Annotated in this window: 17 protein-coding genes and 1 pseudogene; 9 read left to right on the plus strand and 9 right to left on the minus strand. The window is 55.3% G+C overall.

The features are described 5' to 3' along the window. Nucleotides 1-33: 33 nt before the first annotated feature. Together ACM6IV_RS04425 and galU are read right to left on the minus strand one after the other, a co-directional pair. Nucleotides 34-438 (minus strand): mannose-1-phosphate guanylyltransferase, encoded by a 405-nt coding sequence (locus ACM6IV_RS04425; protein ID WP_414868882.1) that lies wholly within the window; start codon nt 436-438, stop codon nt 34-36. Nucleotides 439-467: 29 nt separating this feature from the next. Further along, nucleotides 468-1,301 (minus strand): UTP--glucose-1-phosphate uridylyltransferase GalU, encoded by an 834-nt coding sequence (gene galU / locus ACM6IV_RS04430; protein WP_414868883.1) that lies wholly within the window; start codon nt 1,299-1,301, stop codon nt 468-470. 391 nt (nt 1,302-1,692) lie between these two features. Between galU and galE the strand changes: the two genes are divergently transcribed. From galE to ACM6IV_RS04460, 6 genes are all read left to right on the plus strand, one after another. Next, nucleotides 1,693-2,709, plus strand: coding sequence for a UDP-glucose 4-epimerase GalE (gene galE, locus ACM6IV_RS04435; protein ID WP_414868884.1), 1,017 nt, complete (start codon nt 1,693-1,695; stop codon nt 2,707-2,709). Between the two features lie 230 nt (nt 2,710-2,939). After that, nucleotides 2,940-3,176, plus strand: coding sequence for a hypothetical protein (locus tag ACM6IV_RS04440; protein ID WP_007910552.1), 237 nt, complete (start codon nt 2,940-2,942; stop codon nt 3,174-3,176). Nucleotides 3,177-3,320: 144 nt separating this feature from the next. Beyond that, nucleotides 3,321-4,382 (plus strand): polysaccharide biosynthesis/export family protein, encoded by a 1,062-nt coding sequence (locus ACM6IV_RS04445; RefSeq protein ID WP_122607453.1) that lies wholly within the window; start codon nt 3,321-3,323, stop codon nt 4,380-4,382. 11 nt (nt 4,383-4,393) lie between these two features. Beyond that, a complete protein-coding gene (locus ACM6IV_RS04450; RefSeq protein ID WP_414868885.1) occupies nt 4,394-5,059 on the plus strand; it encodes a YjbF family lipoprotein in 666 nt (221 codons plus the stop codon). Further along, a complete protein-coding gene (locus tag ACM6IV_RS04455) occupies nt 5,059-5,817 on the plus strand; it encodes a capsule biosynthesis GfcC family protein (RefSeq protein ID WP_414868886.1) in 759 nt (252 codons plus the stop codon). The genes ACM6IV_RS04450 and ACM6IV_RS04455 overlap by 1 nt, the downstream gene beginning before the upstream one ends. Then, a complete protein-coding gene (locus ACM6IV_RS04460; protein WP_414868887.1) occupies nt 5,814-7,892 on the plus strand; it encodes a YjbH domain-containing protein in 2,079 nt (692 codons plus the stop codon). Before ACM6IV_RS04455 ends, ACM6IV_RS04460 begins: the two co-directional genes overlap by 4 nt. A 1,023-nt stretch (nt 7,893-8,915) precedes the next feature. On the opposite strand, the gene ACM6IV_RS04465 is transcribed toward ACM6IV_RS04460, so the two are convergent. From ACM6IV_RS04465 to ACM6IV_RS04475, 3 genes are all read right to left on the minus strand, one after another. Then, nucleotides 8,916-10,310, minus strand: coding sequence for an undecaprenyl-phosphate glucose phosphotransferase (locus tag ACM6IV_RS04465; RefSeq protein WP_414868888.1), 1,395 nt, complete (start codon nt 10,308-10,310; stop codon nt 8,916-8,918). Nucleotides 10,311-10,701: 391 nt separating this feature from the next. Further along, nucleotides 10,702-11,334 (minus strand): winged helix-turn-helix domain-containing protein, encoded by a 633-nt coding sequence (locus tag ACM6IV_RS04470; RefSeq protein ID WP_414868889.1) that lies wholly within the window; start codon nt 11,332-11,334, stop codon nt 10,702-10,704. Nucleotides 11,335-11,613: 279 nt separating this feature from the next. Further along, nucleotides 11,614-12,354 (minus strand): winged helix-turn-helix domain-containing protein, encoded by a 741-nt coding sequence (locus tag ACM6IV_RS04475; RefSeq protein WP_414868890.1) that lies wholly within the window; start codon nt 12,352-12,354, stop codon nt 11,614-11,616. Between the two features lie 504 nt (nt 12,355-12,858). Between ACM6IV_RS04475 and ACM6IV_RS04480 the strand changes: the two genes are divergently transcribed. Continuing rightward, the gene (locus ACM6IV_RS04480; RefSeq protein WP_095114324.1) at nt 12,859-13,692 is read left to right on the plus strand and encodes an undecaprenyl-diphosphate phosphatase; all 834 of its coding nucleotides are present in this window, start codon (nt 12,859-12,861) and stop codon (nt 13,690-13,692) included. Here ACM6IV_RS04480 and ACM6IV_RS04485 read toward each other — a convergent pair whose 3' ends face one another. Beyond that, nucleotides 13,693-14,064, minus strand: coding sequence for a DUF2388 domain-containing protein (locus ACM6IV_RS04485; RefSeq protein ID WP_414868891.1), 372 nt, complete (start codon nt 14,062-14,064; stop codon nt 13,693-13,695). A gap of 75 nt (nt 14,065-14,139) precedes the next feature. Next, entirely contained in the window at nt 14,140-15,126 is a 987-nt protein-coding gene (dusA, locus tag ACM6IV_RS04490) for a tRNA dihydrouridine(20/20a) synthase DusA (protein ID WP_414868892.1), read from the minus strand. A gap of 327 nt (nt 15,127-15,453) precedes the next feature. On the opposite strand from dusA, the gene ACM6IV_RS04495 reads away from it, so the two are divergent. Both ACM6IV_RS04495 and ACM6IV_RS04500 read left to right on the plus strand, forming a co-directional pair. After that, nucleotides 15,454-16,077: a hypothetical protein gene (locus ACM6IV_RS04495; RefSeq protein WP_414868893.1), complete on the plus strand. Its 624-nt coding sequence runs from the start codon at nt 15,454-15,456 to the stop codon at nt 16,075-16,077. Then, nucleotides 16,050-17,018 (plus strand): annotated as a pseudogene (locus tag ACM6IV_RS04500) (hypothetical protein). Before ACM6IV_RS04495 ends, ACM6IV_RS04500 begins: the two are co-directional and overlap by 28 nt. An 8-nt stretch (nt 17,019-17,026) precedes the next feature. On the opposite strand, the gene ACM6IV_RS04505 reads toward ACM6IV_RS04500, so the two are convergent. Both ACM6IV_RS04505 and ACM6IV_RS04510 read right to left on the minus strand, forming a co-directional pair. Further along, a complete protein-coding gene (locus ACM6IV_RS04505) occupies nt 17,027-18,457 on the minus strand; it encodes a DUF2971 domain-containing protein (protein ID WP_414868894.1) in 1,431 nt (476 codons plus the stop codon). A 115-nt stretch (nt 18,458-18,572) separates the two neighbouring features. Then, complete coding sequence (locus ACM6IV_RS04510) at nt 18,573-19,064, minus strand: hypothetical protein (RefSeq protein WP_414868895.1); 492 nt, start codon at nt 19,062-19,064, stop codon at nt 18,573-18,575. Between the last annotated feature and the right edge of the window lie 497 nt (nt 19,065-19,561).

Below are 19,561 nucleotides of genomic sequence, written 5' to 3' on the forward strand. Positions count from 1 at the left end.
ACGCAGAGCGTGGGAACCATCAGGTGAAGGGCGTTATTCGAAGCCGTCGACTTGCTCGAGCAATTCCGCAATCTTCTGCGGCATCAACCGCGTATCACAACGGGTTTCCACGTTGATGATGATCGCCGGGTCGTTGCAGCAGATGCGCACGCGAAAGCGCCAGTCGCTGAAGATCACCTTCAAACCATCGCTGTCATCCATTTCCAGCGCCTGCTCGCCATACAGCTTTTTCAGATGAGCGAGCAGGGGATAGGGATCGCGCAGCGTCCGGCGGATATCACCGGACGCGGGAAATACGCCAATCCGCTCCACCAGCAGAATCGTGCCCAGCCAGGACTCGTTGGCGCTGGGCAAAGGCTGGTGGCGGGACAACCAGCTCATCACCCCGAGGTTACCCACCTCGCGTTCAATCTCTACGGAATGTTGTGCAATGTTCATGGTGGCCTCGTGGGGAGAAGGGAGCCGTCTCAGCGGCCTTTGAGATAGACGTTTTCGTAGCAGAAATTGGTCGCTTGCAAGTAACCCTCGGCATCACCGCAGTCAAAGCGCAGGCCGTTGAATTTGTAGGCCAGCACGCAACCGTTCTGCGCCTGTTTCATCAGCGCGTCGGTGATCTGGATCTCGCCGCCCTTGCCCGGTTGGGTGTCAGCGATCAAGTCGAAAATGTCCGGGGTGAGGATGTAGCGACCGATGATGGCCAGATTCGACGGCGCGTCTTGCGGGGCCGGTTTTTCCACCATGTTGTTGACGCGGTAGATGCCGTCGGAGATCAGCTCGCCGGCGATCACGCCGTACTTGTGAGTCTGGTCGGCCGGGACTTCCTGAATGGCAACGATCGAGCAGCGGAATTTCTTGTACAGCTGAATCATCTGGGTGAGCACGCCGTCACCTTCCAGGTTCAGGCACAGGTCATCGGCCAGCACCACGGCGAAGGGTTCGTCGCCGATCAGCGGACGACCGCTGAGAATTGCGTGGCCCAGGCCCTTCATTTCCACCTGACGGGTGTAGGAGAAAGTGCAGGTGTCGATCAGCTCGCGGGTGCCGGCGAGGAATTTCTCTTTCTCGGTGCCGCGAATCTGGTGTTCGAGTTCGTAGCTGATATCGAAATGGTCTTCCAGTGCACGCTTGCCGCGACCGGTGACGATGGCCATGTGTTGCAGGCCGGCGTCCCGCGCTTCTTCAACGGCGTACTCGATCAACGGCTTGTTGACGATCGGCAGCATCTCTTTGGGCATGGCTTTGGTGGCCGGCAAGAAACGCGTGCCATAGCCGGCAGCGGGGAACAAACATTTACGAATCATAAAAGTATCCTGGACAGTCATGGAACACAGGCGACGGATGCAGGCCATAAACAATGGCCGCAAGTTTCAATATTGATTGAAGGCTTACTTTAATACCTGAGTCAGGATGTTAATGGCAATTAGTCAGCGCAGTAAATCATGACAATGTTATGAGATGTCGGCAAGTGCGTTGTTAGTTATTTTTAGTCGGTATCTGTCGATAGTGATGAGTGCGCAGGGAGTGCTAATAAGTAGCGGGGCAATACAGTGTGACCTGCAAAAATATTTATTGCCAGTCATTGAACTAGTTTTGTTTTCGGTTGTTGTCGCCTTATTTGTGTGGAGTGTGCCACATCTGCAATGAATCAGGCTTGACACGCTACTTGTCACTCATTCAAAGACGGATCGCGCTATGAAGATTCTGGTAACGGGGGGCGCCGGCTATATTGGCTCGCACACCACACTTGCTTTACTTGAAGCAGGGTATGAAGTTGTCGTACTGGATAACCTTTGCAACAGCAGCGAAGCCGCGTTGCACGCCGTTGAAGCCATCTGCGGAAAAAGTGCCTGGATGATCCGTGGCGATGTCTGTGACCGGGCACTGCTCGAGCGGATTTTTCGCGAGCACAACATCGACGCGGTAATGCATTTTGCCGGCCTGAAAGCGGTCGGCGAGAGCGTGCGCAAGCCGCTCGAGTACTACGAAACCAACGTCAGCGGCAGCATCAATCTGTGCCAGGCGATGGCGGCGGCGGGGGTGTTCCGCCTGGTGTTCAGCTCATCGGCCACGGTGTATGGCGAGCCTGAGCAGATGCCGATCCGCGAGGATTTCCCCACCGGCAATCCGACCAATCCCTACGGCCAGTCCAAGCTGATCGTCGAAAACGTCCTGCGTGACCTGAGCCTGGCCGAGCCGCGCTGGAGCATCGCCTTGCTGCGCTACTTCAACCCGATCGGCGCGCACCATAGCGGCCATATGGGCGAAGACCCCAACGGCATCCCGAATAATCTGGTGCCTTACATCAGCCAGGTGGCGGTCGGCAGCCTGCAAGAGCTGTCGATCTTCGGCAACGATTACCCGACGGTCGATGGCACCGGCGTGCGCGATTACATCCACGTCGTTGATCTGGCGGACGGCCACTTGAAGGCTTTGCAGTCGATCTCCGAACGCAGCGGCATTCATACCTGGAACCTCGGCACCGGCGATGGCTACAGCGTGCTGCAAGTGCTCCACGCGTTCGAGCAGGCCTGTGGGCAACCGGTGCCCTACCGGATGATGCCGCGCCGCTCCGGAGATATCGCCGAGAGTTGGGCCGACGCCTCCAAGGCGGCAAAAGAGTTGGGCTGGAAAGCCACGCGCAACTTGCAGGACATGGTTACCGATACTTGGCGCTGGCAATCAAACCATCCCCAAGGCTATTCGCGATGATGGCCATTTAGTCCAATGTTATTTTCAGTCAGGTTGTTAGATAACGTCGGGAAATTACACTGGCAATGCCTTTTGCAAGTCCGTAGATATAAACCTGCCGTTCGACTTTTATCAGTTGGGTAAGACTGTGAAAGAACGACGGATCATGTTCGCGCTTTTTGCGGACTTGAACTCACCACCGCTAACTCAGACGAGTTTTTTAACACGTCGAATGTTAGAAAGGAGTTGATATGAAAAAAGTGATGGCAGTTGCCCTGTTGACGATGTTGAGCAACTGGGCTGCCGCCGCTGAAGCACCGCTGACAGCGGTAACCAATGTAGGTGGCAACGTGGCGGCTTCTCAAGCGCCCGCAGCCAGTACTGCAATGGTTGCCAGTGCTGTAGCGGCGTCTAACAGCGGTGGCAGTGCCAACGGCGGTACCACCGGTACGACGGGTACCACCGGTACAACCGGCACGCATAACTAACAGGAAGTTCTGTTAGTGCAGTACAGGGTCGCCCGACGCAAGTCGGGTGACTTTGTTTTTGGATTCGCCCTTGAATAGCGTAGTGCCATTATGACTCGTAGTGTTTATCTTTTAATGTTGGCAAGTCTCGCTTTGCAAGGTTGCATGTTTTCCCCCGGTCAATACCTCAGCACCAGTGACATCACCCGCCAGGGTGCCAGCGAAAGCAGCCGGGTCGAGCTGATTCCGATCACACCCAAGTTGATCGCCATGAACCGCGCCACGCAAAAGCGTGAGTCGCTGCCGCCGGAGCTGTTGGCGACCCCGGCCGAATACCGCATCGGCAACAACGATGTCTTGTACATCACGGTCTGGGATCACCCTGAGCTGACGGCCCCCTCCGGCGCGCAACAACAGATCGACGCCAACGGCCGACTGGTGCGCTCCGATGGCACGCTCTATTACCCGTTCATCAAGGAAGTCCAGGCCGCCGGCCGGACCATCCAGCAACTGCGCTCGGACATTGAACAGAGGCTGTCGGCATTCATCGCCGAGCCGCAGGTGGATGTCGCGGTGTTGCGTTTCGCCAGCCAGAAAGTCGTGGTCACCGGTGCGGTAACCAAGGCCGGCCCGCAAGCGATTTCCACCAATCCGTTAAGCGTGGTCGAAGCCCTCGGTTCCGCCGGCATCGACACCAACAACGCCGATTTGTCCGGGCTGTTGCTGACGCGCAAGGGGCGTACCTATCCGCTCAATCTCGACTCGCTCAATCAGCAGGATTCCGAGTTGCAGAACGTCTACCTAAAGGGTGGCGATCAGCTGTATCTGCCTTACAACGACAACAAGCGCATCTACGTGATGGGCGAGGTCAACCAACCGCGTGCGCTGAGTTTCAAGACCGCGACGATGAACCTCACCGACGTGCTTGGTTCGGTCGGCGGCCTGGCCCAGACCACCTCCAATGGCAACGCGGTCTATGTCATTCGTGGCGTGGAAAACCTCGATGTCGAACCGGCGAAGATCTACCAGCTGGAAGCCGAATCGCCGACCGCCATGGCACTGGCTTCGCATTTTGAAGTGCGCCCGCAGGACGTGGTGTATGTCGGGCCGGCCAACGTGACTCGCTGGAACCGCTTGATCAGCCAATTGGTGCCATCGGCATCGATTGTTGGCACTGGCGCTTCCGCTGCGAAGAACTGGAGCGAATACAGTAACAACAGCAAATAAGGTCGCCGACTTTGAACATTTTGAAAGTTGGCCTGTGCCTGATGGCGGCCTCGTTGCTGTGCGGCTGTAACCCGCTGATGAGCGCTTCGTTGAACAACCTTAAAGCGGCGGTCGTCGGCCCGGATGAAGTCGACGTGTCGGCGGCCGAAGTGGCCGGGGTCAACTACCCGCAACTGAAACTGACCACGCCGTCGGGCTCCGGGGTGCTGGCGCTGGTGCGCGAGCGCGAAGACCTGCAGTTCTGGGTCGCCTCCGGCAAGCAAGTGCTGCTGCTGCGCAATGGCCTCGCCGTGCGCAGCATTGGCCTCGGCCTGGAAGGTGATCTCGATGGCACGCGGCTGGCCGATGACTCGCCGTTCAAACAGGGCCTGCATCACGTCGCCGACGGTTTCACCACGCGGCGCTGGATCGACCTCTACAAGGGTCAGGAAGTCGGGGTGATCGTCAACAGCCGCTTCTCGCGCCGCACCGAACAGACCCTGCAGATTCTCGACAAGGAATACACCGTGCTGCGTGTCGATGAGCAGATTGACGCCCCGGCCATCGGCCTGAGCGCGACCAATCGTTACTGGGTCGACCCGCGTGACGGTTTCATTTTGCAGAGCGAGCAACAACTGACCTCGCAGTTGCGCGTCAAGGTTGTGCAACTGACCCCTGATCGCAGGCACCTGCCGTGATGCGCCTGAAAATGTTATCGGCGAGCCTGATGCTGGTCGCGAGTGTGAGTCAGGCAGCCGTCACGGTGTCGGGCGATGTCGCCAATCCCGGGCCGGTCACGTTGCCCCCCGGCGGGCGCTTGCTCGATGTGATCGGTGAAGCGGTGCCGAATGCCGAAGGTTATTGGCTGGCGGGCGGCTTGCTGCGGCAGTCGTTGATTGAGGAACAGACGCGATTGAAGGTCGGCGTGCTGTTCGATCTCGACGTGCTGCAGCGCATGGCGGCGTTGTTCGACAAACCCAGTCGTGTGGCGCTGGCTCGGCGTCTGGCCGAAGACGTGCGGCAGATGCCGGTAACGGGGCGGCAAATTGCCGATCTCGATCCGGTCGCATTGGAAGTCGGCTTCGCGCGCAACATTCGTCTCGATGACGGCGATCGTCTGGTCTATCCGAAACGCGTCGATGAAGTGCAAGTGCTCGGTGCCGTCGCCGAACCGTGCCACTTGCCGTATCAGCCGTTGCAGGAGGCCCGCGAATACCTGCAAGGCTGTTCGATTCTGGCCGATGCCGAAGCCGATTACCTGTGGCTGATCCAGCCCAACGGCGTGTCGCGGCGCGTCGGCATTGCCCACTGGAATCGCGAGTCCGGACAGTTTCCGGTGGCCGGCAGCAAGATTCTGGTGCCGGTGAAAAATGATGATCTTGATCCGCCTCTTCCTGAACTGAATCAGCAGTTGGCCGAATTCATTGCCACGCAGCTGGCCGAGGTGGTTCGTTGAAGTTACGTTTTGCAGCTGTGTTGTTATTGCCCTGCGGTCTGGTGCATGCCGAGCCGCGCATTACCCAGAATGACTTCGGTGGCACCGGTCTGTTGCAGACGCCAACCGCGCGCATGGCCCCGGCCGGCGAGTTGAGCGTCAACGCCAACCGCACCGATCCGTACAGTCGCTACAGCGTGTCGCTGCAGCCGCTGGACTGGCTCGAAGGCTCGTTTCGCTACACCGCGATCACCAACCGGCCGTACGGCTCGGAGGCCCTCAGCGGTAGTCAAAGCTATAAGGACAAGGCGGTCGACGTCAAAGTCCGGCTGTGGCAGGAAAGTCATTGGCTGCCCGACGTGGCGCTGGGCTTCCGAGATATCGGTGGTACCGGTTTGTTCTCCAGTGAATTTTTCGTCGCCAACAAACGCTACGACAACTTCGATTTCAGCGCCGGGATTGCCTGGGGTTACCTCGGTAATCGCGGCGACATGGACAACCCGTTGGGCTACGTCAGTGATCGTTTCGACACCCGTCCGGCCCTGGAGGGCACCGGTGACGTCAACTCGGGTTCGTACTTTCGTGGGCGGCCGTCGTTCTTCGGTGGTGTGAGCTATCAGACGCCGTGGGATCGCCTCAGCCTGAAACTCGAATTCGAAGGTAACGATTACAAACACGAACCGAAGGACAACGAGATCAAGCAGGACTCGCCGATCAACCTTGGCGCGGTGTTCAAGGTCACCGATTCGGTCGATGTCAGTGCGGCGTGGGAGCGCGGTAACACAGCGATGTTCGGCGTGACCTTTCACACCAATTTCGTCAGCCGCAAGGCACCGGCGAAGACTTACGACCCGACCCCGGAACCGCTGCCGGCGAAGATGCCGACCACGGCGATGGATCAGGTTGACTGGGCCAACGTCTCGCAGCGTTTGCAGCAGAATGCCGGCTATAAGGTCGAGCGCATTACCCAGCGTGATTCCGAGCTGATCGTCTATGGCGAGCAGCAGCGTTACTTCCATTCGTCCAAGGCTGTCGGGCGGGCGAGCCGGATTCTCGACAACAGCGTCAACGACGACATCGACTGGTTCACCGTGGTCAACAAGCGCTATGACTTGCCGCTGGAGGAAACCAGCGTGCCGCGCCAGACCTTCCGCGAAGTGATCAACAACGAGGAGCCACTGGAGTCGCTGCACCGCACCACCGAGATCAACCCGGCGATGCCGCACAACGAGAAAACCCTCTACAGCGAAGCGCCGCAGCACTTCAGTTATGGCGTGGGGCTGGGTTTCAAGCAGAACGTCGGCGGTCCGGATGGCTTGCTCTATCAATTGAGCGCCGATGCCGACGCCGAATACCGCTTCAACCGCAACACCTGGTGGAGCGGTTTGCTCAGTGCCAACCTGGCCAACAACTTCGATAAATTCACCTACGATGCGCCGAGCGGTCTGCCACGTGTGCGCACGGATTTGCGGCAGTACCTGACCACGTCCGATGTGACCATGCCGTTGTTCCAGGTCAGCCATGCCGAGCAACTGGATAAAGACCTGTACGGCATGGTGTATGGCGGTTATCTGGAGTCGATGTTTGCCGGTGTCGGCGGTGAAGTGTTGTTCCGCCCGACCGGTGAGCGTTGGTCGGTGGGGGCGGATCTGAACTGGGTGCGTCAGCGCGATTTCGATCAGGGTTTTGCCTTGCGCGATTATTCGGTGGTGACCGGGCATGTCACGGCCTATACGGATCTGCCGTTCGATACGCTCGCGGCTGTCAGCGTCGGGCGTTATCTGGCTGGGGATTGGGGCGGTACCGTGGACATCTCGCGCGAGTTTTTCAACGGCGTGCGCTTTGGCGCGTGGGCAACGATCACCACGGCGGGCAGTGCGGAATATGGCGAAGGTAGTTTCGACAAAGGCATCTACCTGTCGATCCCGTTCGACGAAATGATGAGCATGTCGACCATGCGCCGCGCCAACCTGGTCTGGGCCCCGCTGACCCGTGACGGTGGTGCGCGACTGAATCGCGGCTACCAACTGCACTCGATGACCGATAGCCGGGAAGGGGACATGTTTTATCGCAATTTCGAGAAGATCACGGAGTAAGCGCGGATCTCCCTAACACCTGAAAACATGTGGGAGCGAGCCTGCTCGCGAAGGCGTCAGCACAGTCAGCATCATCATTGCCTGACCCACCGCTTTCGCGAGCAAGCTCGCTCCCACATTGGTTATTTGTCACACCACAAATCCCGAGCCAACCACAAATCCCCTGTAGGAGTGAGCCTGCTCGCGATAGCGTCCGTACAGTCGACATCCCCGTTGCCTGACACACCGCCATCGCGAGCAGACGAAGGCCTACATTGGCTATTTGTCACGCCACAGATCCCGAACCATTCCCGAATCCCTGTGGGAGCGAGCTTGCTCGCGAAAGCGTCAGCACAGTCAGCATCATCATTGCCTGGCCCACCGCTTTCGCGAGCAAGCTCACTCCCACATTGGTTATTTGTCACACCACAAATCCCGAGCCAACCACAAATCCCCTGTAGGAGTGAGCCTGCTCGCGATAGCGTTCGACCAGCCGACATCCCTGTTGCCTGACCCACCGCCATCGCGAGCAGGCGAAGGCCTACATTGAATATTTGCTACGCCACAGATCCCGAACCATTCCCGAATCCCTGTGGGAGCGAGCTTGCTCGCGAAGGCGTCAGCACAGTCAGCATCATCATTGCCTGACCCAGCGCTTTCGCGAGCAAGCTCGCTCCCACATTGGTTATTTGTCACACCACAAATCCCGAGCCAGCCACAAATCCCCTGTAGGAGTGAGCCTGCTCGCGATAGCGTCCGACCAGCCGACATCCCTGTTGCCTGACCCACCGCCATCGCGAGCAGGCGAAGGCCTACATTGGCTATTTGTCACGCCACAGATCCCGAACCATTCCCGAATCCCTGTGGGAGCGAGCTTGCTCGCGAAAGCGTCAGCACATCCAACATCAATGTTGCCTAACCCACCGCTTTCGCGAGCAAGCTCGCTCCCACAGTATTTGCGTTTACCAGCAATCCAGCTCCGCTCCCAAATCCCAGGCACAAAAAAGGGGACTTTCGTCCCCTTGCAGTGTGCAGCTTCAAACCTCAGTAAATATCCTTCGACAGCAAGGTAAACGGCGTCTTCACCAGGATCTTCAGATCCAGCCACAACGACCAGCTGTTGATGTACTGCAGGTCAATCTCCACACGCTTCTGCATCTTGTCGATGGTGTCCGTCTCACCGCGGCAGCCGCTGATCTGGGCCAGGCCGGTGATCCCCGGTTTAATCCGGTGACGCGCCATGTACGCGAGGATTTTCCCCGAGTAGTAGTTGTTGTGCGCAACGGCGTGCGGGCGTGGGCCGACCAGGGCCATGTGCCCCTGCAACACGTTGAACAGTTGCGGCAACTCATCCAGCGAAGTGCGGCGAATGAAGCGACCGACTGCGGTAATGCGCGAATCGTTACGGCTGGCCTGCTTAACCTCACGGTCATCGTGAACACGCATCGAGCGGAACTTCCAGACCTTGATCACCTTGCCGTTCCAGCCATGGCGATCCTGCTTGAAGAACACCGGGCCAGGCGAGTTGATCTTCACCGCCAGCGCAATGATCAGCAGGATCGGACTCAGCGCGATGATCGCCAGAAACGCCACGGTTTTCTCGACCAGGCTCTTGCTCAAAGCAGCGGTCGGGCGGCTGGTCAGCGGGCTTTCGTTCAAGTAGATCGCCGGCAGACCGTCCACAACCTTCACCGAGTGATTGAGCAGGGTCAGACTGTTCAAGTCCGGCACCCACACCACGTCGACGTTGGCACCCAGCAAGTCACCATAAATCGCCTCGATTTTCGCGGCTTCACACAGCGGCAGGGTGATGTACAAGCGACGAATGTCATGCGCCTCGATCAGCGCCAGCAACTGCTCCTGATCGCCGACAACGCGCGGTGCATCCGAACCCAGCGCCGACACATCGCCATTGCTGACCAAACCCACCAACGGCAGGTTTTCCAGTTGGCTAAGCTTCTTCGCCAGACCCAACGCCAGTTCGCCGGTGCCGACGATCAGCGTCTTGTGTTCGCTTTTACGCGAACGTTGGTAGTACTTGGAAAACGCATGCAACGGCGCGTAAAGAAACGCCTGACCGAGGAAGCCATACACCGCCCAGCTCAGAATCACCTGCCGCGAAAACAGCTCATCGGCCTGGCAGACAAAGGCGATGCACGCCAGCGCTGCCATGGTCATCGACCAACCCATGAACAGTCGACCGAGACCGGTCAGGTAATTGTCACGCTTGCGGTAAACACCGCTAAACGTATAAGCCGGCACCGACGCCAGTACCGCCAGCGTTGCACACATCCGGTAGTAGAACGCCACCGTCCCGGTATGCTGCTCCGCGAGTATGAACAACAGCGTCACCACAAAGCCTTGTGCCAGCGCCCATTGGCCCCAAAAGGTCAGTCCCTTGAGGCCTGTGCTTCGATTGATACTTAAAGAAAGATCCATACGGTATCCCCAAAAGACGTCCATTCAGGTTTCAACAGTTGAAATCCGAGTTGTTATGCAGACTTATTGTTTTTGTTCTAACGAGTGTCCTGAGGTAACAACATCGATATGCCGAACTGTCGTCAGTCAATAGACTAAGTTATTGCCGGGAATGGTGTCTGACGAGTTCTAACAAGATGGCACAGTGCCAACTTTTTAATAATTAAATAGAACAGTGTTAGAAAAGGTCGCAGAGGAAGGGGTGAATAAATGATGTTGTATTTGTTACTGTTGGAGGGTGGAGGCAGGGAATCTTTAATTCAGGGAGGAGGGTGAAGCCAAACAGAGTGCTCTTGTTGTATTTGTAATCGCACTTTTGTCTGTTTGTTCTGTTCGCGGAAGTCTTGCGGGGTTATGCGACGATTTCCTGAATCAGGCAATAACCGCGGTTTCTGACGGCACGAAACAGTCGCTCACCATTACTGGCGCTTTTGAATTTGTCTTGCAGGCGACTCAGGCACATTTCCAGGCCGCGATATTGTTCCGGTTCTCGACCGATGCTGAGAATCAGCTCGTCACGACTGACCACACGCTCTTCATGGCTGAGCATTTTTCTGACCAGTGCTGTTTCCAGGCCCGTCAGACTGATTTCGACACCTTCTTTGACCAGTGCACCCTGATCTGGGTCGAGATGCCAGGTTTCATTGCCGGGCATATCACCTTCAACGGCAGGCGGCATGTTGCGGGTTTCCCCGGTAATGGCCGGGACATTCTGGAAAGGGTTAGCCGATTGCGCAGCGCGCCATTCGGATTCGAGCGTGGCCAATATTCGTTGAGTATCCTGTTCGATACTGCGGGGAGTATTTTTTCGACTGATGCCTGGATATGTGAACTCCATCACCATTGGAGCGGAAGAGGGCGAATCAACCCCTTCAAACGAATTGAAACGTTCACTGGACAGCATGCTCTCCAGTTCGCGTTGCGACGTTGTACTGTGAGTCACGACAACAAAATATTTCCTTGGGAGGGTTGTACTAGTTTCCATGTCTCTCTCCTGAATACATACCAAAATTGGCTAAAGGATAAATCGGCAGGCGAGCAATGACTTCCTCGGAAGTAATCGATAGGCAGGGTCTGGGCCCAAGATTGGCCCTCGATAAATTCCACTCGATCTGCTGCTATGTTATGGAGTTTTATTGTTATGGGTCGTGTTGTCGCGCTCATTCAATTGCTTGATTTCAAACAGGCGTGAAGCAGAACGGGAGCTATATGGTTGCATCAGACGATCCTTCGTACGTATGCAAAAGGGATGGCTGCCCGAGACTCAGGCAGTCGATATCAGACCCCGCAGCAGGCGATAGCCGTAGCCGCGAATGCTCTGAATCGCGTTTGTACCATACATGTCCTTGATTTTTCCACGCAAGCGACTGATTGATTTCTCCAGTGCTCGAGGGTCGTAGAAATTGGTGTTGAGGCCCATGATGCTGGCGATTTCATCATGGCTCAGAATGTGATTACTGGTTTGCGCGAAGGCTTCGAGAATCTTCATTTCGGCAAACGAGATGTCGAGTTTCTTGCTGGTGCCCATCAGGCAGATACGCGTCGGATCAAGTGTCAGATCGATATCGCGCTGCCATTCTTCACTGTTGAAGAACTCGCCCAGCAACTCGGCGCCATCGTCGGAAAGGGTATTGAGCTTGATACAAATATCCGCGCCAGCCAGATAATATTTGATCTTGTTGAAGGCGCCGCGACCGGTGATAACCGCGCAAATGATCGGTTTCAAATTGTCGCTGCGCAGGTTCTCGATCAGCGCAAGATTGTCTTCGAGCGCCTGTGGGCTGTCGATAACCAGGAAGATCGCTCGATACGAACCAGACTGCTCATCCAACTGATATGCACTAGTGTAGGCATTGGCTTCGAGCGCCATACCGGTGCGTACATGCGGGGCGACTAGCGCTTTGAAATGTTCAGCCACGCCACGGGTACGACCCAAAGTAAGAACACCAGGTTCGTCGTTTGTAGGGCGCGGACTACTAGTCGCTAAGTTCCCTGAGAGCATCATGCATTGACTCGAATTAAGTGCTGACATCGGGATGTTAAAGCACCGGTTCTCATCTGTGACTGACAATTGGTAACATTCACGCGATTTTTAGACGTGTCTCGCGAGTTTTCTAACAATAATTAAGCTTTTCAAGCTTTTAGTTGATTTTCTCGGAAGGGTGAACTACTGCTTAGATGATGGCGATATGCAATGGTGCCACTATTTTGAGCTTATTGCGATGGCTTTGTCTATGTCCTTATGCCACTGTCTGGCCATCTCGGGATAATGTGATATTGATCACACTTTATTGCCAGATCAACTTTTTTTCGCAAAACGCCTAAATATTTTCCGCGTAGTTCGTCAGCCGACGATTACTAACATGGCTTGAGTGTGTCTTTTAATAAGACGTAATCTTTGTGGCTGATGAACTTTTGCGTTTATGTATGTCAATGATGTCACTGCAGATACTCAACCCCTGAGTGTTATTACCCGGTCGCTCGCCAAGAGCGCTCTGACGGAGGATTAATGGATTTCTGGACCCTTTTCCAGGTGTTGATATTAGGCGCGGTAGAAGGCCTGACCGAGTTCTTGCCAATCTCGAGTACCGGCCACCAGATCATCGTCGCCGACCTGCTGGAGTTCGGCGGCGAACGCGCCATGGCGTTCAACATCATTATTCAACTGGGTGCCATTCTTGCCGTCGTCTGGGAGTTTCGACCGAAGATTTTCGAAATCGTCAAAGGCCTGCCCACCGAACGTAATGCGCAACGCTTCACCCTCAACTTGCTCATCGCTTTCCTGCCCGCCGTGGTATTGGGCGTATTGTTCGCCGACGCCATTCACGAATACCTGTTTAACCCGATCACCGTCGCCGTGGCCCTGGTCGTCGGCGGCATCATCATGTTGTGGGCCGAACAGCGCAGCCATGTGATCAGCGTTGAACACGTCGACGACATGCGCTGGTCTCACGCACTGAAAGTCGGCTTCGTACAATGCCTGGCGATGATTCCCGGCACCTCGCGCTCCGGCTCGACCATCATCGGCGGCCTGCTCTTCGGCCTGTCGCGCAAGGCCGCCACCGAATTCTCTTTCTTCCTCGCCATGCCCACCATGGTCGGCGCCGCCGTGTACTCCGGCTACAAATACCGCGACCTGTTCCAGCCCAACGACCTGCCAGTCTTCGCCCTCGGCTTCGTCACCGCATTCATCTTCGCGATGATCGCCGTGCGCGGCTTGCTCAAGTTTATCGCCAACCACAGCTACGCCGCGTTCGCCTGGTACCGGATCGCGTTTGGTTTGCTGATTCTGGCGACGTGGCTATTCGGCTGGGTCAACTGGACCGCCGCAGCGGCCGCCTGATCACTGGCTGCTGATCAACGCCGCAACGGCGAGATCGTTTAACGCCGAATCCGGCGACTCCTGGCGGTAGCGCTGCAAGGCCGAGGTGAAATACGCGGCCTGCAGCATGCCGTCGCTGGCCAGATAGAGTCGCGCGTCTTCCTGTTCTTCAACAGAGTAAACACGCTTGTGACTGTCGGTCGTTTCCTGGCTAGACGAAATAGGTGCGAGGATTAAAGACACCAACGTGAAGCCGGAAAACTGCGTCACCTCCCACGGCGTATCAGTACGGCCCATGCAAAAGCCATCGCAGTGCGCATAAACATCGGAAGTGAAGCTGAACAAGGCGAGGAGGGTGAAACGCTTGAAACCAGAAAAAGTAAACGCGGGCATAAACGAAAGACATCCTGTCAGTACAACAAAACAGCGGGCAACGCTCTTGCGTCGCCCGCACACTCAAAACTTCAATCAACGACCTTCAAGCAACTCAGCCGCCTGATCCAGCAACGCCAACGGATCCTTGGCCTTGTGAATATCCACCGACAACAACTGACGGAATTTCCGCGCCCCCGGGAACCCCGTGCCCAGGCCCAGCACATGCCGCGTGATGTGATGCATCGCACCACCCGCCAGCAAATGCTCGGCTATATAAGGACGCAACTGCGCCAACGCCTCAGCCCGACTGATCACCGGCGCCGAACTGCCAAATAACTGCTGATCCACCTCCGCCAGCAAATACGGATTGTGATAAGCCTCACGCCCCAACATCACACCGTCGAACGTCTGCAAATGCTCGTGACAAGCCTCCATCGTCTTGATCCCGCCATTCAGCACAATCTCCAACGCCGGAAAATCCGCCTTCAGCTGCGCCGCCACGTCATAGCGCAACGGCGGAATATCGCGATTCTCCTTCGGCGACAACCCCTCCAGAATCGCAATCCGCGCATGCACGGTAAAACTGGTGCACCCGGCATCGTGGACGGTGCCGACGAAATCACACAGTTCGGCGTAACTGTCCCGACCGTTGATGCCGATGCGATGCTTTACCGTAACTGGAATCGACACCGCGTCTTGCATTGCCTTCACACAATCCGCCACCAGTTGCGGGTGACCCATCAGGCACGCACCGATCATGTTGTTTTGCACACGATCGCTTGGGCAGCCCACGTTTAGGTTTACCTCGTCGTAACCGTGTTCCTGAGCCATACGGGCGCAGGCGGCCAGATCCAATGGGACGCTACCGCCTAACTGCAGCGCGAGAGGGTGCTCGGCTTCGTTGTGACGGAGGAAACGTTCGTGATCACCATTGAGCAGCGCGCCGGTGGTAACCATTTCGGTGTAGAGCAGGGCGTTCTTCGACAGGAGGCGTAGGAAGAAACGGCAATGGCGGTCAGTCCAATCCATCATCGGGGCGACGGAGAAGCGGCGGGAGAGTGGGGCGGGTTGTAGAGACATTGGGGGAATCTGGATCAGAGGGGCGAAGGTGGGTGAGTTTATCAGGAATGAGCTGGGCAGAGCTTTACACACTGGGATTCATGTGTGCCCGGTCGATGATAGGCGGTGTTTAAGGTCATATAAGTTAGTGCTTTGCCCCAGAGTTGATTGCCCGACTGATCTGTGTGCCCCAGAAACGCTGGTCGTTGAAACCGACGATTGTGACCCAACCGGCGACAGTCCGGCGTTATCTGATTTTGAAAAAATGCTCGGGTGATGGATACATGGTTTGGTGGGAGTGAGCAGGCGTGAAGTCGCACCATTCGGCATCAATGACGATTGATCCGGATGATCAAGGAAGACGTTCGGCTGGACGCCACCAGTCCCGGTTGGGCGAATTTCACTGTTCAATCCGCGTTGCTGTTGAAAGGTCTGGTGACACTGGATATCGGCTACATCGAGCGCCGCACGACCGCCAACGCGGTCGAACAGGTGCTGTTCTGCCGTGAGCTGGCCGCCGTTCTGGCCAACCCGTTGCCGTTGAACCTGCGTCATGTGGATCTGCGTGCGGTGCTGGCCGAGATCAGCGAACAGACCGGGCTGCGCTTTCGTGTTCCCGACCGGCCTTACGCCAGCGTGAAGGCGTCGTATTTCTACAGCCTCGCCGCCGGTTACCAGGCGATGGACAGTTTGGCCCGGGTGTTCAGCATTCCCGACTTCACCTGGCACCAGCTGGGCAACGGCGAAGTGTTCGCCGGCAGTTGGGCCGACAGCTTTTTCGGCGCACGTGCGCCGCTGCAGATTCCCACGGAGCTGTTCGACGGCTACCAGGGCAACCAGAGCGCCATGGTCGCCGCCCTCCCCGGGTTGCGACCAGGTGCAACGATCAACAACGGCGAGCGCATTACCACTGTTGCACTCACCAATGACCAGATGGCCATCCGATGGACGACGCAATCCGCCGCGCTGTAGAGCGCCAATTCCCCGAACTCACCGGTGGCTATCACCTGCCGCGATTTGCCCAGGTTACCGCCGTAGCCGACGCGCCGGCGGACTGTGCGACGACTTCCGCCCGCGCTACGCCGTGGACATTATCGTACTCGGCCCGGATGACGAGCCAGATCCGGCCATGCCGGCGCTCACTGGCGTTCCTTTACCGCTACCCACCGGTGGCGAGGAAATGGGCATCTACGCCTTTCCGGAGGAGGGCACGCGGGTAGTGGTGCGCTTCGCCTACGGCCTGCCGAACAAGCCCTACATCCAATCGATTTTGCCGCACGGCCTGAGCATGCCGAAGGTGCCGAAAGGTGATCAGGTGTGGCAACACAGCGCTGCCGCCCAGCAGCGCGTCGATGCCGACGGCAACTGGCTAAGCCAGACCGATGGCAAGATCCGTGATCAGGCGATCGAGCGAGAAGTCGAAGCCCTGGACAACCGCGAGCAGTTCCAGAGCCACACGCAGACGATTGATGACCACTCGACCGAGACTCTGGGGGGGGGGGGTGAAAAAGATCGAGGCGCTGGGCGCGCTCAAACTGATGTCGGGCGGATCCGCGAGCCTGGCGGCGGTGGATGACCTGCATCAAGCCACCGGCCGGGATCTGAATCTGGTTATGGGTCAGAAGCACAACGCCACGGTGGGTGGCGATATGCAGAAGCGGATAGAAGGCTTACGCCGCAGCGTTGCAGGAATCAGCCAGCGATTTCAGGCACTGAAAAACTGGATTGGCTCCGGAGAAGTCAATTTGTTCAAAGTTGTCGGGGATGTTCTCGACCTACTGCAACAAATGAACTTAGAAATCGCCATTCATACGCACGGGCCTACACCAGTGCCTGCTAATGCGACGAATTTCGAGCAATGCGCCGCGCAATCTAAAGCGGCCTCGATGTCAGTTAAAAAAATCACTCTTTAAGTTAGTCCCTAAGTGGGGTTGTCGCAGCTAACCTTTACAAGAGAGCGATAACTAATCTCTTTTGTTGAAGGGTTATGATGGGCTTGATATATATTGAATTCGGATCTTTTGTATTTATCACAAAGCGCTTCGACAACTTGAATGATCTTATATTTCTCAACTTCCGGCGTGCGAATTCCGAAAATTATGCCTTCAAGCGATTCAAAATCATATTTTAAGTACCGATTTTTGAATTCTTCGTAATCTGGCATTCCGTTTTGCAAGATTAAACGATATTCACTTTCATTTTCCCAGTCCCGCATTTTACTAGTAATGCTCAGTTGTCGGCTTTTCCAGTAGTTCTCTATCCACTCCTCCTGATTATCAAGAGCTGAATAGCATGCACTCCGATCACCGGCATCGTTCAAGTACCAGTTTTTTAACAGCGTGTTTTTTGGATAAATTCCGATAGATCTAAAAAAATCAAGATCACTTATTTCGGTCACGTAATTTACTTTCTCAAACGTAAGCTTTGCATGATCCCACAATGACCCACTGGATGATAATGCGACAGCCATATGGAAAGATAACTGCGCTTTGCCCCCAGCCTTGTCAGTCTTGAATTTTAAACACACGCCTTTGTGGTTATCACCGTAGGTTCCCCATATGGATGAGTTGCTGCAACTTTCCATAAAGCACGCGGTGTACCACTCCCTATGACTTAATTTCTTCAAGCTCTCTACAAATTGCGCGATAAAACTATGAACAAGCCTGCGCCATTTAATGTTTTTTGACTCCTCCTTATAGGAATTGTAGTTCGATATGAAAAGTTCAGTTTCCGCCATGTACAAGGCTACGGTATACCTTATAGCGTCGGCTGCACTAATCTCTCCTTCCTCACCTTCTCCACATACTGAAAGCAATGCAGATGACGACTCAAGACTACGAGCTTCATTCATTTCCTTCAATTTGGTGTTTACGGGCTTCACGCCTATTTGAATGTAAAGTCCGGCGACTAATTTCATTGCATACACCTGAATGCTGTTTAGGTGCACGGTCAGTTCTTCTTTTGTAACCTTTCGCTCTCCTCGCGCCAGAAACTCGATGTGTCGCTGGATATTGCTGTTCGAAAGAAAATTGGAGATTGTCTCTTTTCCAGGCTCGCTTACCTCAGGTGGCAGCATGCTGAGATCGTACACATCTGGAAAGTCTTTTTGATTAAGCTCAAATCCGGATAGATATTGATAGTTTCTATATATTAGGCAAGCAATATAACGCTTGAAAAGCTGGCGCCACACAATAGAATCGCCCGAAAAGAACAATTCACGATAGCCTTCGAATGGGTCATTTAGCTGATCTGGTGACGCAAAATATATATAGGTACCTGCAAGCTCTCCTTCAAGTTCATCTTTACCAAGCAGCTTTTCTACCGAACGGAATCTATAAAGGTAATCTGGCATTTGCACCTAATCTCATAGGGAGTCAGTTGATCACGCCAGATTAGCACCGTTCCGCTGGTCAGCAATTCAACAAGCGCGCCACGGGTGACACGAATGCTCAATCAAAGGAAGGAAGTCACAGCTGGGATTTTCGATTTCGCTGTCTGCGGCTACCGTCGAAAAACCCCCGAACCTTCCACCATAGCCTTCGCGACAAATTGACGTTGTAGAACTTATGACCAGTGGCGAGTGCCACGAATAGACAATGACGTGAGTAGGTACCTTTACCACGTCTCACGGTAGCGGCCATGTCATCGTCAAGCCTAATGCTTGCCTCGTCCCTAGGTTCAATACGGACTCTTAACCCTTGCTCTCCCAGCAGACTAAATGGACGTCCGTCGGGACCAACATAGCCGAGATTCGAAACAGTCACGGCGTGAGGGCTATTGTTTGTGACGTATAAAACCGTCCCTAAATAATCCCCACCTTCGTACAAGCCAAGGGAATTCCTGTTCACGCGGTATGCCAGCCACGAAACCCACACCGCAATTCCGGCTACGATAAGCGCCAGGAATGCTATCGCATCGCTGAACTTGACGTTGTAACCCCATATCGTGATTGCTTCCATCAGCTAATCCTTACCTGATTATTTTGGGTGCATGCTAGCCGTGCATAACGTTCCCGGTAAGAAAAAATCTGCCGAAAAAGCATTTATTCCCCTCCCGCCGGCGGGCCTCGTAGCTGCTTTTTGTGCAAAAGCGGTGGCGTTGCAAATAAGGGCCTCGCCCAAGCGTAGTGCGGGATATCTAAGTTCGGGTGGCATTTCAAGGAGTGAAAGGTTTTGCAAAAAAATGAGGAGGAATTGCACAGCGCCTTGGGCAAACCAGGTTGCTAGACGATCTCAACAACGCCCAGTTTACAAGGTGGCGTCATATTAAAATGGGTGTTTTGTCGACTTTTTGCTCATGTGAGAGCTCTTCAGAGGAGCTCGCTCTGTATCTCTACAAGGTCGCTAAATTCACTCAAACGCCTATTTTACATGGCTTCTATAGTGGTTCGTGCATTTCACTGCTGATCAATAATATAGGATGATTCGCTAGACAGAGCAAAACGGAGCGGAATTTG

This window comes from Pseudomonas sp. IT-347P (assembly GCF_949768005.1).
Taxonomy (GTDB): Bacteria; Pseudomonadota; Gammaproteobacteria; order Pseudomonadales; family Pseudomonadaceae; genus Aquipseudomonas.